Source organism: Ruegeria marina (assembly GCF_900101475.1).
Classification (GTDB): Bacteria; Pseudomonadota; Alphaproteobacteria; order Rhodobacterales; family Rhodobacteraceae; genus Ruegeria_B; species Ruegeria_B marina.
The window spans coordinates 214548-230900 of the sequence record NZ_FMZV01000004.1 but is presented as its reverse complement, the minus strand read 5'-3'; the positions used below and the strand labels follow the sequence as shown (position 1 = coordinate 230900).

Annotated in this window: 20 protein-coding genes; 14 read left to right on the top strand and 6 right to left on the bottom strand. The window is 63.7% G+C overall.

All coding sequences use genetic code 11. From position 1 onward, the window contains the following. The first annotated feature begins 28 nt into the window (after nucleotides 1–28). On the top strand, nucleotides 29–1333 hold the full coding sequence (gene preA, locus BLT75_RS07835; protein ID WP_093029489.1) for an NAD-dependent dihydropyrimidine dehydrogenase subunit PreA: 1305 nt from the start codon (nucleotides 29–31) through the stop codon (nucleotides 1331–1333). 54 nt (nucleotides 1334–1387) lie between these two features. Here preA and BLT75_RS07830 read toward each other — a convergent pair whose 3' ends face one another. After that, complete coding sequence (locus BLT75_RS07830; RefSeq protein WP_093029487.1) at nucleotides 1388–1618, bottom strand: N-(5'-phosphoribosyl)anthranilate isomerase; 231 nt, start codon at nucleotides 1616–1618, stop codon at nucleotides 1388–1390. A 118-nt stretch (nucleotides 1619–1736) separates the two neighbouring features. Between BLT75_RS07830 and BLT75_RS07825 the strand changes: the two genes are divergently transcribed. Further along, nucleotides 1737–3026 carry an MFS transporter gene (locus tag BLT75_RS07825; RefSeq protein ID WP_093029485.1) on the top strand — a complete coding sequence of 430 codons (1290 nt, stop codon included), beginning with the start codon at nucleotides 1737–1739 and terminating at the stop codon, nucleotides 3024–3026. Here BLT75_RS07825 and BLT75_RS07820 read toward each other — a convergent pair. Then, entirely contained in the window at nucleotides 3007–3624 is a 618-nt protein-coding gene (locus BLT75_RS07820) for a TetR/AcrR family transcriptional regulator (protein ID WP_093029483.1), read from the bottom strand. The two genes, BLT75_RS07825 and BLT75_RS07820, sit on opposite strands and share 20 nt — an antisense overlap. A gap of 161 nt (nucleotides 3625–3785) precedes the next feature. Between BLT75_RS07820 and BLT75_RS07815 the strand changes: the two genes are divergently transcribed. The 3 genes from BLT75_RS07815 to hydA all read left to right on the top strand — a co-directional run bounded on the left by BLT75_RS07815 (nucleotide 3786) and on the right by hydA (nucleotide 6934). Continuing rightward, nucleotides 3786–5036, top strand: a complete 1251-nt coding sequence (locus BLT75_RS07815; protein WP_093029481.1) for a Zn-dependent hydrolase — start codon at nucleotides 3786–3788, stop codon at nucleotides 5034–5036. Nucleotides 5037–5100: 64 nt separating this feature from the next. Continuing rightward, a complete protein-coding gene (locus BLT75_RS07810) occupies nucleotides 5101–5457 on the top strand; it encodes a hypothetical protein (RefSeq protein WP_143028531.1) in 357 nt (118 codons plus the stop codon). Between the two features lie 22 nt (nucleotides 5458–5479). Beyond that, the gene (gene hydA, locus BLT75_RS07805) at nucleotides 5480–6934 is read left to right on the top strand and encodes a dihydropyrimidinase (protein ID WP_093029477.1); all 1455 of its coding nucleotides are present in this window, start codon (nucleotides 5480–5482) and stop codon (nucleotides 6932–6934) included. Nucleotides 6935–6939: 5 nt separating this feature from the next. On the opposite strand, the gene BLT75_RS07800 is transcribed toward hydA, so the two are convergent. Beyond that, the gene (locus tag BLT75_RS07800) at nucleotides 6940–7353 is read right to left on the bottom strand and encodes a cupin domain-containing protein (protein ID WP_093029475.1); all 414 of its coding nucleotides are present in this window, start codon (nucleotides 7351–7353) and stop codon (nucleotides 6940–6942) included. A gap of 59 nt (nucleotides 7354–7412) precedes the next feature. Between BLT75_RS07800 and BLT75_RS07795 the strand changes: the two genes are divergently transcribed. The 7 genes from BLT75_RS07795 (at nucleotide 7413) to BLT75_RS07765 (ending at nucleotide 13535) form a co-directional block, all read left to right on the top strand. Then, nucleotides 7413–8189, top strand: a complete 777-nt coding sequence (locus tag BLT75_RS07795) for an ABC transporter ATP-binding protein (protein ID WP_093029716.1) — start codon at nucleotides 7413–7415, stop codon at nucleotides 8187–8189. 84 nt (nucleotides 8190–8273) lie between these two features. Next, complete coding sequence (locus tag BLT75_RS07790; RefSeq protein ID WP_093029473.1) at nucleotides 8274–9188, top strand: ABC transporter permease; 915 nt, start codon at nucleotides 8274–8276, stop codon at nucleotides 9186–9188. Further along, nucleotides 9188–10033, top strand: a complete 846-nt coding sequence (locus tag BLT75_RS07785; RefSeq protein ID WP_093029471.1) for an ABC transporter permease — start codon at nucleotides 9188–9190, stop codon at nucleotides 10031–10033. Before BLT75_RS07790 ends, BLT75_RS07785 begins: the two co-directional genes overlap by 1 nt. Before the next feature lie 77 nt (nucleotides 10034–10110). Next, nucleotides 10111–11097, top strand: coding sequence for an ABC transporter substrate-binding protein (locus BLT75_RS07780; RefSeq protein WP_093029469.1), 987 nt, complete (start codon nucleotides 10111–10113; stop codon nucleotides 11095–11097). A gap of 163 nt (nucleotides 11098–11260) precedes the next feature. Continuing rightward, the gene (locus tag BLT75_RS07775) at nucleotides 11261–11977 is read left to right on the top strand and encodes an ABC transporter permease (RefSeq protein WP_093029467.1); all 717 of its coding nucleotides are present in this window, start codon (nucleotides 11261–11263) and stop codon (nucleotides 11975–11977) included. Next, the gene (locus BLT75_RS07770) at nucleotides 11970–12704 is read left to right on the top strand and encodes an ATP-binding cassette domain-containing protein (protein WP_093029465.1); all 735 of its coding nucleotides are present in this window, start codon (nucleotides 11970–11972) and stop codon (nucleotides 12702–12704) included. Before BLT75_RS07775 ends, BLT75_RS07770 begins: the two co-directional genes overlap by 8 nt. Nucleotides 12705–12722: 18 nt before the next feature. Then, nucleotides 12723–13535, top strand: a complete 813-nt coding sequence (locus BLT75_RS07765; protein ID WP_093029463.1) for an ABC transporter substrate-binding protein — start codon at nucleotides 12723–12725, stop codon at nucleotides 13533–13535. Nucleotides 13536–13606: 71 nt separating this feature from the next. Here BLT75_RS07765 and BLT75_RS07760 read toward each other — a convergent pair whose 3' ends face one another. The 3 genes from BLT75_RS07760 to BLT75_RS25250 are packed head-to-tail and all read right to left on the bottom strand — an operon-like array spanning nucleotide 13607 to nucleotide 14895. Further along, nucleotides 13607–14479: a helix-turn-helix transcriptional regulator gene (locus BLT75_RS07760; RefSeq protein WP_093029461.1), complete on the bottom strand. Its 873-nt coding sequence runs from the start codon at nucleotides 14477–14479 to the stop codon at nucleotides 13607–13609. After that, nucleotides 14480–14605, bottom strand: a complete 126-nt coding sequence (locus tag BLT75_RS25060) for a hypothetical protein (RefSeq protein ID WP_281243133.1) — start codon at nucleotides 14603–14605, stop codon at nucleotides 14480–14482. Then, the gene (locus BLT75_RS25250; protein WP_093029459.1) at nucleotides 14602–14895 is read right to left on the bottom strand and encodes a c-type cytochrome; all 294 of its coding nucleotides are present in this window, start codon (nucleotides 14893–14895) and stop codon (nucleotides 14602–14604) included. Before BLT75_RS25250 ends, BLT75_RS25060 begins: the two co-directional genes overlap by 4 nt. A 184-nt stretch (nucleotides 14896–15079) precedes the next feature. Here BLT75_RS25250 and BLT75_RS07750 point away from each other — a divergent pair, with 184 nt between their 5' ends. Together BLT75_RS07750 and BLT75_RS07745 are read left to right on the top strand one after the other, a co-directional pair. Then, nucleotides 15080–15277: a DUF6494 family protein gene (locus tag BLT75_RS07750; RefSeq protein WP_093029457.1), complete on the top strand. Its 198-nt coding sequence runs from the start codon at nucleotides 15080–15082 to the stop codon at nucleotides 15275–15277. After that, the gene (locus BLT75_RS07745; protein WP_093029455.1) at nucleotides 15274–16335 is read left to right on the top strand and encodes an Mrp/NBP35 family ATP-binding protein; all 1062 of its coding nucleotides are present in this window, start codon (nucleotides 15274–15276) and stop codon (nucleotides 16333–16335) included. The genes BLT75_RS07750 and BLT75_RS07745 overlap by 4 nt, the downstream gene beginning before the upstream one ends. Nucleotides 16336–16353 lie beyond the last annotated feature (18 nt).

The window sequence follows — 16353 nt, the reverse complement described above, 5'->3', positions numbered from 1 at the left end:
GCGAAAGCACATCAGGGAGGCCGCATAAATGGCTGATTTGAAGACAAACTTTCTGGGAATAGAAAGTCCGAACCCGTTCTGGCTGGCCTCGGCGCCGCCGACCGACAAGGAATACAATGTCCGCCGCGCCTTTGAGGCCGGTTGGGGCGGTGTCGTGTGGAAGACGCTGGGAGCCGAAGGCCCGCCGATCGTGAACGTGAACGGCCCCCGTTATGGCGCGATCCACGGGGCCGACCGGCGTCTGTTGGGGCTCAACAACATCGAACTGATCACTGACCGGCCGCTGGAAATTAATCTTGAAGAGATCGCACGGGTCAAGGCGGATTATCCCGACCGCGCCGTGATCGTGTCGATCATGGTGCCGTGCGAGGAAGCGGCATGGAAAGCGATCCTCCCGCGGGTAGCCGAGACAGGCGCCGATGGCATCGAGCTCAATTTCGGCTGCCCGCATGGGATGAGCGAACGCGGCATGGGCTCGGCGGTTGGCCAGGTGCCCGAGTATATCGAGATGGTCACGCGGTGGTGCAAGACCCATTACGACAAGCCGGTGATCGTGAAGCTCACGCCCAATATTACCGATATCCGCCATCCTGCCAGGGCCGCGAAGAACGGTGGGGCGGATGCGGTTTCTCTCATCAATACAATCAGTTCCATCACGTCGGTGAACCTGGACAATTTCAGCCCCGAACCCTCGATCGACGGCAAGGGCAGCCATGGCGGCTATTGCGGGCCCGCGGTGAAGCCGATCGCGATGAACATGGTGGCCGAGATCGCCCGCGACCCGGAAACCCGGGGGCTGCCGATCAGCGGTATCGGCGGGGTGACCACCTGGCGTGATGCGGCCGAATTCATGGCGCTGGGCTGCGGCACCGTGCAGGTCTGCACAGCCGCGATGACCTATGGCTTCCGCGTGGTGCAGGAGATGGCCTCGGGTCTCAGCCAGTGGATGGACGAGAAAGGCTACACGAGCGTCGATGCGTTCATCGGGCGCGCCGTGCCGAACGTGACGGATTGGCAGTATCTGAACCTGAACTATGTGGCCAAGGCCAGGATCGACCAGGAGGCTTGCATCAAGTGCGGCCGCTGCTACGCGGCCTGCGAGGATACCAGCCATCAGGCGATCTGGATGAAAGAGGGGCGAGTCTTCGAGGTCAACGATGCCGAATGCGTCGCCTGCAACCTCTGTGTCGATGTCTGTCCGGTCGAGGCATGCATCACCATGGAACGGCTGCAACCGGGGACGACCGATCCCCGCACTGGTCGCGTGGTTCAGGAGGAATACGCCAGCTGGACCACGCACCCGAACAACCCGATGGCCCGGGCGGCAGAGTGAAGCACAAGATTTTTCGACGAAAAATCTAGAGTTGAGAAAATTCGTTGAATTTTCTCAGAACAGCAGGCGGATCGGGCCGTTGTGGCAGATCACGACGAACTGATCCGCCGTTTCGATCACGTGGTAGTTGCGGCGGCGCATTTCCGCAAGAAACCTGTCCCGCCCCACTTCGCGTTCGACCCAGGACATAGAACGGCGCACGACCGCGCCGCGTTGGGCGGCGCGGGTGGCGAACATCTGGTCAAGCCAGCGTTGGGCGTGGTCGGTGTTGTTGATGGTCTGCATGCGCACAGTTCAGCAGTCTTTGGTTAACAAAGGTTGAAGGCTGTCTCGAAACCCGCGCCTTGCGTCCGAAGCTTTGCGCGGTTAAGCCCGGGGTAGGGTCATTTGTCGGCGGAACAATATGGTACGTCAGCTTCTTCCTGTAAGTGCCTTGCTGCTTGGATCGGCGCTTCTTCTGTTTGCCGGCGGCATGAACAGCCTGATTCTGCCGATCCGCGGGGCGCAGGAAGGGTTCAGCGCGGCGTCGCTGGGTCTGCTTGGAACCGGTTGGGCGCTGGGATATGTCGCGGGTTGCATTTACACGCCACGTTTGGTGGGCAAGGTTGGTCACGTACGCGCCTTCGGCGTCATGTCGGGATTTGCCGCCGTCGCTGTCCTGTTGTCGCTCCTGCTGCTGACCCCCTGGACATGGATTCCGTTGCGCGCGATGTCGGGCTTCTGCTTTGCCGGCGCGGCGATGATTGTCGAGAGCTGGCTGAGTGAACGCGCGGAGCCGAGCACGCGCGGCCGTATCTTCGGCCTCTACACGATGGTCAACCTGGGCGCTTCGACGGCGGGGCAACTTGTTCTGACCCTCGGCGATACCTCGGGGTATCTTTATTTTGTGCTACCGGCGATCTTCTATTGCCTGGCGTTGATGCCGACGGCGATGTCGTCCAAGGCCTTGCCGAAACCTCTGGTCAGTGTCCGTCTCGATTTGCGCGCGCTTTGGCGCAACTCGCCCGTGGCGGTTATCGGGGTGCTGTGCGTGGGCGTATCGAACAGCGCCTTCGGCACGCTGTCTGCGGTCTATGCGGACGGGATCGGACTGGCGATCACCGCTGTGGCGCTGTTTGCCAGCCTGCCGGTTCTGGCTGGCGCGGTGTCGCAGATCCCCATCGGCTGGCTGTCCGACCGTTTGGACCGGCGCGCAGTCCTGATCGGGGTGGCGGCTGCCGCGCTGGCGGCAGATCTCGTCTTCATCGCCCTGTCGCCTGAAAGCCGGGCGCTGAACCTGGTGTTGTCGGCGTTTTTCGGCGCGGCCATTTACGCCATGTATCCGATCATCATCGCACATGCGAACGATCATGCCGCAGCGGATCAGGCGATCCAGGTCAGTGGCGGATTGTTGATGCTTTATGGTGTCGGATCCATCGTTGGTCCGCTTCTGGCGGGTTTCGGCATGGAAACCCTCGGCGGTGCCGGCCTGTTCATGACATCCGCCGGGGCGCATGTGCTGCTGATCCTCTTCGCCGGCCTTCGCATCCTGCTGCGTGCTCCTGTGGATGAGGCCGACAAGGCGAGCTTCGTTCCCGCGCCTGCTGCCCGTGCAATGACGCCTGAAACAGCGGCCCTCGCAAGCGGAGAGATGGACGAGGAGGCGGCTTCCGTCGAGGATGCGCCTGCGTCGACTAATCCGGACGCGGGCTGAGCAAGCGCCGGTAAAGGGTGTCGAGAAACAGGTCGGCGCCGTCGAACGGGTCTTCGTCGCCCAGCACGGCGCGCACCTGCACGTCGAAATCCGCGTAGTGCTGGGTCAGCGACCAGATCGAGAATATGAGGTGATAGGGGTGAACAGGGGCGATGCGGCCCGCATCCATCCAGGCGCGCAGCAGCGCCACCTTGTCGTCGACAAGCGCTTTCAGGTCCTCGCTCAGCGCCTGATGAATACGCGGCGCGCCCTGTACGATCTCGTTGGCGAAAAGCCGGCTTTCCCGGGGATAGTCGCGGCTCATCTCCAGCTTGCGATGAACATAGGCGAGCAGTTCCTCCAAGGGCTCGCCGCTGTCGTCGAGTGCGCGCAGCGGATCGAGCCATGTGTCCAGAAGCTCGGCCAGCAGCGCTTCGTGCATCGCCTCCTTGGAAGGGAAGTAATAGAGCAGGTTGGGCTTGCTCAGACCCGCTTCGGCGGCGATCTGGTCGACCGTGGCGCCGCGGAAACCATTTGCCGAGAACACATTGAGTGCCGCTTCGAGAATTGCGGCTCGGTTCCTTTTCTGGATGCGGGTCGGGGCACGGTCCTGCGGCATGCGGTGCTGCTTTTTCCTACGGTTGCCCGGAATTCAGGCGGTTTCTTTGGGTCAGGTTCGGCAAATTCTTGACTGGTGGTGAACCCGTGATAGCGTGAGTTTGACCAGTTGGTCAAATCAGAATGAAAATTGCAGGAAAAGCGGACAACAGGGGAAGGCGAATGGCGGCACCGGCACAGAATCTCAGAATCAATGGTGACCGGTTGTGGGACAGCCTGATGGAGATGGCCAGGATCGGCCCCGGTGTCGCGGGCGGCAACAACCGCCAGACCCTGACGGATGCGGATGGCGAGGGCCGCGCCCTGTTCCGGACATGGTGCGAGGCGGCAGGTTGTTCCATGGGTCTCGACCAGATGGGCAACATGTTCGCCATGCGCCCGGGCACCGACCCGGAGGCTCTGCCGGTCTATGTGGGCTCGCATCTGGATACCCAGCCCACCGGCGGCAAATATGACGGGGTGCTTGGCGTGCTGGGTGGTCTGGAGGTGATCCGCACCCTGAACGACCTGGGGATACGGACCCGGCATCCGATCGTCGTCACCAACTGGACCAACGAGGAGGGCACGCGCTTTGCCCCGGCGATGCTGAGTTCTGGCGTGTTCGCCGGCATGCATACACAGGACTGGGCCTATGCCCGTAGTGATGCCGAGGGCAAGAGATTTGGCGACGAGCTGGCGCGGATCGGCTGGCGTGGCGAGGAAGAGGTGGGCGCGCGCAAGATGCATGCGTTTTTCGAGTTGCACATCGAACAGGGGCCGATCCTGGAGGCCGAGGGCAAGGATATCGGTGTCGTCACCCATGGCCAGGGGCTGAGCTGGACCCAGGTGACGATCACCGGCAAGGATGCGCATACCGGCTCGACGCCGATGCCGATGCGGCGCAACGCGGGGCTGGGCATGGCGCGGGTGCTGGAAAAGGTGGACGAGATCGCGCTGAGCCATGCGCCGCACGCGGTGGGGGCGGCGGGCCATATCGACGTCTACCCCAACTCGCGCAACGTGATCCCCGGCAGGGTCGTGTTCACGGTCGATTTCCGCAGCCCGGACCTGTCGGTGATCGAGGACATGGAGGCGCGGCTACGGGTCGAGGGCCAGAAGATCGCCGACGCGATGGGGCTGGAAATCGCGTTCGAGAAGGTGGGCGGCTTCGATCCGGTGAAGTTCGACGAGGGCTGCGTGACGGCGATCCGCAACGCGGCCGAACGGCTGGGGTACAGCCACATGAACATCATCTCGGGTGCCGGGCATGACGCCTGCTGGATCAACCGGGTGGCACCGACGGCCATGGTCATGTGCCCCTGTGTCGACGGGTTGAGCCACAACGAGGCCGAGGAGATCAGCAAGGACTGGGCGGCTGCCGGGGCGGATGTGCTGTTCCATGCGGTCGTGGAGACGGCGGAGATCGTGGAATAGCCGGGGGCGCTGCCCCGGATCCCCGGAGTAATTGGAAAAAGATGAAGGAACAGGACCTGCGCGGGTGATCGCCGATCTGCACCATATCGACCGGATCAAGGCGCTGATCGCGGCGGAGTTGCGGGACTATGACCCCGAGGTGGGCGCGCGCACCGTAGGCTGGGGGCAGCCGTTGCCGGCCGAGTGGCACCGCGCGACGCTGGCGGAGTTTCGCGCGGCGCTGATCGAACCCGAGGAGATCGAGGTGAAGTTTTCTGGCGGGGTCTCGATGGTGTGCTGGGCGGTGACGCGCAGCAACGGGGATTACCGGGTGGTCTGGGTGCCGAACGCCGAGGCATTCTCGCTGGTGACGGAAACCAGATTCGGCCCCGTCGATATCGGGGTGCATGGCGATGCGATCGGCTGTTTCGGGTCGGTCTAGGGATAAACAGGGAGTAAGCAGGATGTCGACGGTCATCAGGAACGGAACGGTTGTCACGGCGGATCTGACCTACAAGGCGGATGTGCGTGTCGAGGGGGGCGTGATCACCGAGATCGGGCAGGGGCTGAAGGGCGACAAGGAACTGGATGCGACCGGATGCTACGTGATGCCGGGCGGAATCGACCCGCATACGCATCTGGAGATGCCCTTCATGGGCACCTACAGTTCCGACGATTTCGAGAGCGGCACCCGCGCCGCGCTGGCCGGCGGCACCACGATGGTGGTGGATTTTGCCCTGCCCAACCAGGGCGAGGGGCTGATGGATGCCCTGAAGCGCTGGGACAACAAGTCGACGCGGGCCAATTGCGACTATTCCTTTCACATGGCGGTGACCTGGTGGGGCGAGCAGGTCTTCAACGACATGAAGACCGTGATCGAGAGCCGGGGTATCACCACTTTCAAGCATTTCATGGCCTACAAGGGCGCGCTGATGGTGAACGATGACGAGATGTTCGCCAGTTTCCAGCGCCTTGCCGAACTGGGCGGGGTTGCCATGGTGCATGCCGAAAACGGCGACGTGGTGGCGGAGCTGACCGCGAAACTGCTGGCCCAGGGCAATGCCGGCCCCGAGGCGCATGCCTATTCCCGCCCGCCGCAGGTCGAGGGCGAGGCCACCAACCGGGCGATCATGATCGCCGACATGGCGGGCGTGCCGCTCTATGTCGTGCATACCTCGTGCGAGGAGGCGCATGAGGCGATCCGGCGCGCTCGCATGCAGGGAAAACGGGTCTGGGGCGAGCCGCTGATCCAGCATCTGACGCTGGACGAGAGCGAGTATTTCCACCCCGACTGGGATCATGCCGCGCGGCGGGTGATGTCGCCGCCCTTCCGCAACAAGCAGCACCAGGACAGCCTGTGGGCGGGGCTGCAATCGGGTTCGCTGAGTGTGGTGGCGACCGATCACTGCGCCTTTACCACCGAGCAGAAGCGCTATGGCGTCGGCGATTTCTCCAAGATCCCCAACGGAACCGGCGGGCTGGAGGACCGGATGCCGATGCTGTGGACCCATGGCGTGGCGACCGGCCGGCTGACTCCGAACGAATTCGTTGCAGTCACGTCAACAAACATCGCCAAGATATTGAATTGCTATCCGAAAAAAGGTGCGGTTCTGGTCGGGGCGGATGCAGACCTGGTGGTCTGGGACCCGGAAAAGACCAAGACGATCAGTGCCGGCAGCCAGCAGTCGGCGATCGATTACAACGTGTTCGAAGGCAAGCAGGTCAAGGGCCTGCCGCGCTTCACGCTGACGCGCGGCCAGGTGGCGGTGCATGATGGCGAGATCCGCACTCAGGAGGGGCACGGCAAGTTCGTGGCCCGCGAGGCGAACGCCACGGTGAACAGGGCGCTTTCCACCTGGAAGGAGCTGACCGCACCGCGTCCGGTGCAGCGCAGCGGCATTCCGGCGACGGGGGTGTGATGCGCCTATTCGGGCACCAGCGCGTCAAGTTCGGGCAGGAGGACCACGCTCTCCTGCTCGTGCGGGTCGGTGCGGGCGAGGATGGCGACCGCCTCGGTCGTGCCGGTGTTGATCGGCAGGTGTGGAACGCCTGCCGGGATGTAGACCAGATCGCCGGCCTGGGTTTCCATCCGGTGTTCGAGGGCAGGCCCCCAGTACATGACCGCCGACCCCTCGATCACGTAGATCGCGGTCTCGTGGTCGGCGTGCAGGTGAGCCCTGGCCCGGCCGCCCGGCGGGATGCGCAGCATGTGCATGCAAATGGCTTGCGCGCCGGTGGTCTCGCGCGCGATACCCTGAAAGTAATCGAACCCCTGCTTGCCGGAATAGGTTTCGCCAAGGCGGAGCTTTTGACAGGAGTCTGGCATCTGATCGGACATTGGTCTGGGGTCTCCACAAGGACAATGACAACATGAATGGGACAGGGGAGCGGCCGGAGATGTCAAGCGTGGTTTCGGCCAGGGGGCTGAACCTGACGTTTCAGACCAGCGATGGACCGGTTCATGCGCTCAAGAACGTGAACCTCGAGATCGAAAAGGGCGATTTCGTCAGCTTCATCGGGCCGTCGGGCTGCGGCAAGACGACGTTCCTGCGGTGTATCGCTGCGCTGGAGCAGCCTACGGGCGGGAGCCTGAGCGTCAACGGGATGACGCCGGACGAGGCGCGGCGCAATCGGGCCTATGGCTATGTTTTCCAGGCGGCGGGACTCTATCCCTGGCGGACCATCGCAAGGAACATCAAGCTGCCGCTGGAAATCATGGGATATACGCGCGAGGAACAGGAGGACCGCGTAAGGAAGGTCCTGGATCTTGTTGATCTTGCAGGTTTTGGTGGGAAGTACCCGTGGCAGTTGTCCGGCGGGATGCAGCAGCGGGCGAGCATTGCGCGGGCGCTGGCCTTTGATGCCGACATCCTGCTGATGGACGAACCTTTCGGGGCGCTGGACGAGATCGTCCGCGACCACCTGAACGAGCAGTTGCTCGCGCTCTGGGCGCGGACCGGCAAGACCATCGGCTTTGTCACCCATTCGATCCCCGAGGCGGTGTACCTGTCGACCAGGATCGTGGTGATGAGCCCGCGCCCGGGCCGGATCACCGATGTGATCGAAAGCCCGCTGCCCAGGGAACGGCCGCTCGGCATCCGCGACAGCAAGGCGTTCATCGAGGTTGCGCATCGGGTGCGCGAGGGGCTCAGGGCGGGGCATTCCGATGATTGAGTCTGGAAAAACCGCTGCAGCATGGGGCACAAGAAAATTCGACGAATTTTCTTGGCCCCTGCGTCAACGGGGCGGAGCGGTGTCATGAGGCAGGTACTCGCCGTACTGGCCGTGGTCGCGGCGATCGTGGGGTTGTGGTATCTCGCCTGCATCCCGATGAACATGCAGGGTGTGCTGGTCGAGGCCGAGCGCGCGGGGGCGCAGGTGTCGCCGCCCGAAGCGGCGGCGCGGCGCGAGATGGGCGGGGTGTCACTGGCGCTGCGCAACGGCTTTGCGATCCCGGCGACCTGGGCGCAGGAACGTCCGCGCCTGCCCGCGCCGCATCAGGTGGCGGTCGAGCTTTGGGAAACCACGATCGACAAGAAGATCACCTCGAAACGCAGCCTGGTCTATCATGGCTGGGTGACGCTCAGCGCAACGCTATTGGGCTTTGCCATCGGAACAGGGCTGGGCGTGCTGCTGGCGGTGGGCATCGTCCACAGCCGCGTGATGGACATGTCGGTGATGCCCTGGGCGATCGTAAGTCAGACCATACCGATCATCGCCCTGGCCCCGATGATCATCGTCGTGCTCTATTCGGTAGGCGTGCAGGGGATCATCCCCAAGGCGGTCATATCCGCCTATCTGAGCTTCTTCTCGGTGGTCGTGGGCATGGTCAAGGGGTTGCGCAGCCCAGATGCGATGCAGCTTGACCTTCTGCGCACCTATAATGCCTCGAAGGGTCAGACCTTCTGGAAACTGCGCCTGCCTGCGTCGATGCCCTATCTCTTCGCCTCGCTCAAGATCGGCATCGCGGCCTCGCTGGTAGGCGCCATCGTGGGGGAATTGCCGACCGGCGCGGTGGCCGGCCTGGGCGCGCGCCTGCTGGCCGGCAGCTATTATGGCCAGACGGTCCAGATCTGGTCGGCGCTCTTTGGCGCGGCAATCCTCGCGGCCTGTCTTGTCGGGCTTCTGGGCCTGATCGAAAAGATGGTGCTGAAGCGGATGGGGATGGCGTGATGGTGTTGGTTGTCCTTGCTCTTGTGCTCTGGGGGGCGGGCTGGTGGCTCAACACACGGCTGGCCGAGGGGCCGCATTCCGGCACGTCTGCCGTGCGGCTTGCCATTCCCTTGATCTTTGGCGCGACCGTCCTGGTCATGTGGGAACTGGTGGTGCGCGGGTTGAACGTGCCGCTGGTCATCCTGCCCGCGCCCTCGCTGATCGTGGTCCGGTTCGCGGACAGCATTCCGATCCTCTGGGCCGATTTCGTGCAGACCTTCGTCAAGGGGGCGCTCAGCGGTTATCTCATCGGCTGCGGTGCGGCCTTCCTGATGGCGGTGGCGGTCGACCGGTCCGAGTTTCTGCGTCTGGGCCTGTTGCCGGTGGGCAATTTCGTGGCAGCCCTGCCGATCGTCGGCACCGCGCCGATCCTGGTCATGTGGTTCGGGTTCGACTGGCAGTCCAAGGCGGCGGTCGTGGTGGTGATGGTGTTCTTTCCGATGCTCGTCAACACGGTGGCGGGCCTGCGCGAGACGACCGCCATGCAGCGCGACCTGATGGAGACCTACGCCGCCAGCTATTGGCAGGCGTTCTTCAAGCTGCGCCTGCCGGCGGCGATGCCGTTCATCTTCAACGGGCTCAAGATCTCGACCACGCTGGCCCTGATCGGCGCGATCGTGGCGGAATTCTTCGGTTCGCCCACACTGGGCATGGGGTTCCGCATTTCGACGAGCGTCGGGCAACTGGCGCTCGACATGGTCTGGGCTGAAATCGTGGTGGCCGCCCTGGCCGGCACGCTGTTCTATGGAGCGGTGGCCTTGATCGAGCGATATGTCACCTTCTGGCATCCTTCACAGCGAAGGTAGCCTGACCCAAGATATCACAGATCCCGGGGCAAACCGGGGCAGGACCGGAAAACACAAGACCAACAAGGAGTAAAAAGATGAAGAAACTGATGAATGGCGCGGCCCTGGCTCTGGCGCTGGCGGCGGGTCCGGCGCTGGCTGCGGACGAGGTCAAGCTGCAACTGCAATGGGTGACCCAGGCGCAGTTCGCCGGCTATTACGTGGCGCTCGACAAAGGCTATTACGACGAGGAAGGGCTGGATGTGACCATCCTGCCCGGTGGACCCGATATCGCGCCGCCGCAGGTGCTGGCCGGTGGTGGCGCCGATGCCATGCTGAACTGGATGCCCTCGGCGCTGGCGGCACGGGAAAAGGGCCTGCCGGTGGTGAACATCGCGCAGCCTTTCAAATCCTCGGGCCTGATGCTGACCTGCTGGAAGGATACCGGTATCACCGGCCCGCAGGATTTCAAGGGCAAGACCATCGGCGTGTGGTTCTTCGGCAATGAATACCCGTTCCTGTCGTGGATGAGCCAGGAAGGCATCAGCACCGATGGCGGTCCTGACGGGGTGACGGTGCTGAAACAGGGTTTCAACGTCGATCCGTTGCTGCAACGCCAGGCCGACTGCATCTCGACGATGACCTACAACGAATTCGGTCAGGTGCTGGATGCCGGTGTCGGCGAGGACGAGTTGGTGACCTTCAAGTACGAGGACATGGGCGTCGCCACGTTGGAGGACGGCATCTATGTGCTCGAGGACAACCTCAAGGATCCGGCCTTCAAGGACAAGATGACCAGGTTCGTGCGGGCGTCGATGAAGGGCTGGAAATATGCCGAGGCCAACCCCGAAGAGGCTGCGGGAATCGTGCTCGACAATGATGCCACCGGCGCCCAGACCGAGGCGCATCAGGTCCGCATGATGGGCGAGATCGCCAAGCTGACCGCCGGGTCGAACGGCGCCCTGGACCCGGACGATTTCGACCGCACGGTGAACACCCTGCTGGCCGGCGGGTCGGATCCGGTGATCACCAAGAAGCCTGAAGGCGCCTGGACGCATGAGATCACCGACGCGGCGTTGAACTGATCGCTGCCAAGGCAGCCATTGCTTCAAAGGAACTGAACGCGGCCCCCGGGCCGCGTTTTTTCGTCAAGAACAGTCGCTTTGGCGCTGGAAGCATGAGCGAACCGTGCTAAGAAATGGTGCAGAATGGGGCAATTCATGCGCATCGGTGAGAATCTGGAATAAAATGCAGGAGTTTGCGCAAGAATTCAGGGATGCATTCGCGCTTATCCTGGCGGGCGACGCTGAATTGCTGGCTATTGTCCTGCTATCTCTTCGGGTTTCCCTGTTCGCGGTGTTTTTTGCGGCTGTCATCGGCATGCCCCTGGGCGCGGCGCTGGCGGTCGGGAGATTTCCCGGGCGCGGGGCGCTGGTGGTTCTGGTCAACGCGCTGATGGGCCTGCCACCGGTGGTGGTCGGACTTCTGGTCTATCTGATGCTGTCCCGATCCGGCCCGTTGGGCGTCCTGCAACTTCTTTATACGCCGACTGCAATGATCATCGCGCAGGTGGTGCTGGTCACTCCGATCATTGCCGCGTTGAGCCGGCAGGTGATCGAGATGTTGGATGCCGAATATGCCGAGCAGATGCGCAGCCTCGGGCTGTCGCGCTTTGCCACGGTGCCGGTTCTGCTTTGGGACGGGCGGATCGCGCTGCTGACCGCGCTTCTGGCCGGGTTCGGCCGCGCGATTGCCGAGGTGGGCGCCGTGATTATCGTGGGTGGCAACATCAACCATGTCACGCGGGTGATGACCACGACGATTGCACTGGAAACTTCCAAGGGAAACTTGGCGCTGGCGCTGGCGCTGGGTGCGGTGCTGATCGCCATTGCGGTCACCGTAAACGCGCTGGTCAGCCTTCTGGGGCAACGCGCCGAGGTTCGGGAGGCCATGCGGAATGCGTGATCTCTGCAACGATACCGGCGTGCTGATCGAAGCGACAGGGTTGCGGCTGGTGCGCGGCACCAAGCATCTGCTGGACATCCCGCACCTGCGGCTTGGCGGCCCCGGACCGACGGTGATCCTTGGCCCGAATGGCGCGGGCAAAAGCTTGCTGTTGCGCTGCCTGCATGGGTTGATCCGCGCCGACGCGGGTCAGGTACGGCAGGATGGAATACCCTTGGACGGCAGGCAGAGAATGCGCCAGGCAATGGTATTCCAGCGTCCGGTCCTGTTGCGCCGCTCGGTTGCGGCCAATCTTGATTTCGTGCTGCGGCGACAGGGTTTGCCCCGCGCGGTGCGGCGGGAACGGATCGCCGAATTGCTGGAAACAGGCGGCTTGAGCGGGCGGGAACGGCAATGGGCGCGGTCGCTGTCGGGCGGAGAGGCGCAGCGGCTTGCGATCCTCCGGGCGCTCGCGACAGAGCCCGATGTGCTGTTCCTGGACGAACCGACCAGCGCTCTTGACCCCGGCGCGACCCAGGCCATCGAGGCGCTGGTGAAGCAGGCCAGCGCCAAGGGCGTGCGCATCGTGATGGTCACTCATGACATCGGCCAGGCCCGCCGGCTGGCGCGGGATGTCGTGGTGATGATCGGCGGGCGCATCGCCGAGCATGGCGATGCGCTGCACGTATTTGACAATGCAACCCATGGGACCGTCCGGCGCTTTCTCGCCGGCGACCTGATTTTCTGAAAGAAACGGAGAGGATACATGTTCGTAACCTGGATCAGGGCGGGCGCCTTGGCGCTGGCAATGGCGGGCGCCGCGCAGGCGGCCGAGGATTTCATCGTGGTGCAATCCACCACATCCACGCAGAACTCGGGCCTGCTGGATCACATCCTGCCTGCATTCGAGGCGGAGAGCGGGATCGAGGTGCGGGTCGTCGCGGTTGGCACCGGACAGGCGATCAAGAACGCGACCAACGGTGACGGTGACGTTCTGCTGGTGCACGCCAAGGCGGCTGAGGAGAAATTTGTTGCCGAAGGCTGGGGCGTTCAGCGGTTCGACGTGATGTACAACGATTTCGTGCTGGTCGGTCCCGTGGCGGACCCGGCGGGCATCAAGGGGGGCGCGGATGTGGTTGCGGCGCTGAGTGCGATCGCCTCGGCGCAGGCGCCTTTTGCCTCGCGCGGGGATGACAGCGGCACCCACAAGGCAGAGTTGCGCCATTGGCAGAGCGCCGGTGTGGATGTCGCCGCCGCCTCGGGCGGCTGGTACCGCGAGACGGGCTCGGGCATGGGCGCGACGCTGAACCTGGCCGCCGGCATGGGCGCCTATGCGTTGACCGACCGCGCGACATGGATCGCATTCGCCAACAAGGGGGATCTTGAGGTCATGGTCGAAGGCGACGACCGGCTTTTCAACCAGTACGGCGTGATCCTGGTGAACCCCGAGAAACATCCCGGCGTCAAGGCGGAAGCCGGGCAGAAATTCATTGATTGGCTGATTGGCCCGGATGGTCAGGCCGCGATTGCGTCCTACACGCTCGACGGCCAGCAGCTGTTCTTTCCCAACGCCAGGTGAGTGCGAGATTTTTCGTCGAAAAATCTTGCACTGACCGGGCGCATGGCACGAAATGAAAGGTGGGACCGGCGTCAGCCGGTCGCGCCGTTCCGGTGGACGGTGCCCAGGCCGGAAATGTCGTAACCGCCCATCTCGGCGGCCCGCGCCGCGAAATCAGGCGACCGCAGGAAGCGCATCAACTGCTGCATCGGTGGATCAAAAGCCGCCCGTCGCCAGATGGCGAGATCAAACCGCTCCTCATGGGTCGGGATGAACGTCAGCCCATGGGGTGCGGCCAGCGCGCCAAGGCCGAACCCCACTTCGGCCTTGCCGGTCTGGAGCAGCACGGCAAGGTCCTCTTCGGTGCGGGCGCGATTTTCGAGAGGGGTGAGGGCGTCAAGGCCCAAACCTTTGGCCGACAGTTCGGCGCAGAACAAATGCTGGCTGGCGGCGCTGTCCTGTCGCAGCGCGACCCGGCGTCCTCCAATATCTCCGAAATCGGCAATTCCCGTCACGCCCGGCGCCAGCAACAGGCCGCGTGTGCGGCGGGCGATCTCGATCAGGACGACCGGCGCCTCGCCCATGGTCTCGGCCAGGGTATTCACGTTGAACCCGTCTGCCTCGCGGATATGCAGGGCCGCGGCCTGGGCCGTTCGCGCCTTGAGCCTGTCCAGCCCATCGAACGATCCGTCGTAATAGGTCGCAAGCCCCGAGCCGCTTTCGCGCAGCGCCCAGTCGAGCAGCGGGTCATGGCTGCCCGCTAAAATGGGCGGCAAGGCGGGCTCGGCCACTTGCGGACCGGCATGCGAGGCGTTCAGCCAGGCCTGGATCTCGGCGCGCGGGAACAGCAGCTTGCCCATGGCGCGCACATGCGGGATCTCGCCCGAGGACGCGAGGTCGTAGGCCTTGCGCTCTCCGATCCGGAGCAGGTCGGCCAATTCCCGGGTGGTCAGGTACTCGGGCATTCAGTCGAGGCGCACGTCGCGGCCGGTGCTTCGGTCGGCAGCAGAAAATCCGATTTCATCCAGCGCCACGGGCGCGGCGACGGTCACGACGATCATCATGGCAACAGCGCTTGCAAACGCCTTCATTTCTGGTCCTCCGCATGGGTGGCCGGGCGCAGATGAGAAATCAGGCCGGTACGATCTTGCGCGCCTGTGATCCTCTGCATCGGCATCTTCGAGCCCGGAATGTAATGGTCCGGGCCGAGGTCGAAAAGCAAATTGATGGTCTCGCCGGTCCATAACTCGATTGGAACATGGCCAAGCGTATCGCCGCGCCGGAAAACCGGCACGTGATCGGCTTTTGTCGGCCGTACTGTCGGGTTGGCTGGGTCCTGGAAGACGCGATTTCCGGTCTTGAGTGCGAAGCAGGGCAGCATATGTTTCGGGAAAGCCGATGGTGCAATCTCGGCAGGGCTGCCGAAACCTGGTGCCTCCTGTGCGCGGCGGGGCTGGCCAAGGCGATGCGGCTCAGGCACAAGAGGGCGACCCGCATGCACCACGCCCGGCGGCGACGGGTAGTTGGCGTCAGATGAAATATGAAACACAAGGAGAACCGGGGCGATGAGCGGCGATTACAACATGTCGATGCGCAAGTTTCTCAAGCACGTAGGTGTCACCAGCCAGCAGGCGATCGAGGAAGGACTCCGCAAGGCGGGAATGCCCGAGGGCGGGCAGTTCAAGGCAAACATCGTGCTGACCGTAGAGGGTCTGGAGGTCACCCACGAGGTGACCGGCGTGATCCGGGATGGTGACGCATGAGCCTGCGCGACGCCGTTCTGGCCAATCTCAAGAAGATCACCGACCCGGTCTCGGGGCAGGACATTGTCAGCGCGGGTATCGTCCGGGCGCTGAATGTCGAGGGCGAAAATGTCCGTTTCGTACTCGAAATCGACCCGAAACTGGCTGAAATGTACAAGCCCGTACAAAGCGCTGCCGAAAAGGCCGCGCAGATGGTCGCAGGGGTCGCGAAGGTCTCGGCGTTGATGACCGCGCATTCCGACAAGGCGCCGCCCGATCTGAAACCGCGCCCCAAGGCGGCGCCCCAGGGGCCGCAGCCGGTGCCCGGAGTGGACCGTATCGTGGCGGTGGCCTCTGGCAAGGGCGGGGTGGGCAAGTCCACCGTCTCGGCCAACCTCGCCTGTGCGCTGGCTGCCGAGGGGCGGCGCGTGGGTCTTCTGGATGCCGACGTCTATGGTCCGTCGCAGCCGCGCATGCTGGGCGTTTCGGGTCGGCCCGCCAGTCCGGACGGCAAGACCATCCTGCCGCTGCGCAACCATGGCGTCACCATGATGTCGATGGGGCTGATGACCAACGAGGGGCAGGCGGTGGTCTGGCGGGGCCCGATGCTGATGGGCGCGCTGCAACAGATGATGAACCAGGTGCAGTGGGGCGGGCTTGACGTGCTGATCGTCGACTTGCCGCCGGGCACCGGCGACGTGCAACTGACGCTGAGCCAGAAATTCGCGGTCGATGGGGCCATCATTGTGTCGACGCCGCAGGACGTGGCGCTGATCGACGCCCGCAAGGGGATCGACATGTTCCGCCAGCTCAAGACGCCGATCCTGGGCATGATCGAGAACATGTCGACCCATATCTGTTCGAACTGCGGGCACGAGGAGCATGTCTTTGGCCATGGTGGCGTTGCGGCGGAGGCGGAAAAGCTGGGCGTGCCGCTGCTGGGGGAAATCCCGCTGCATCTCGATATCCGGGTCGCTGCCGATGGCGGGGTGCCGATCGTTGTCAGCAAGCCCGAGAGCCCGCAGGCCGAAGCCTTCCGCCGGATTGCACGCGACTTGATCGCCAAGGGGCAGGCCTGAGCCGCCCCGCCTTTCCGC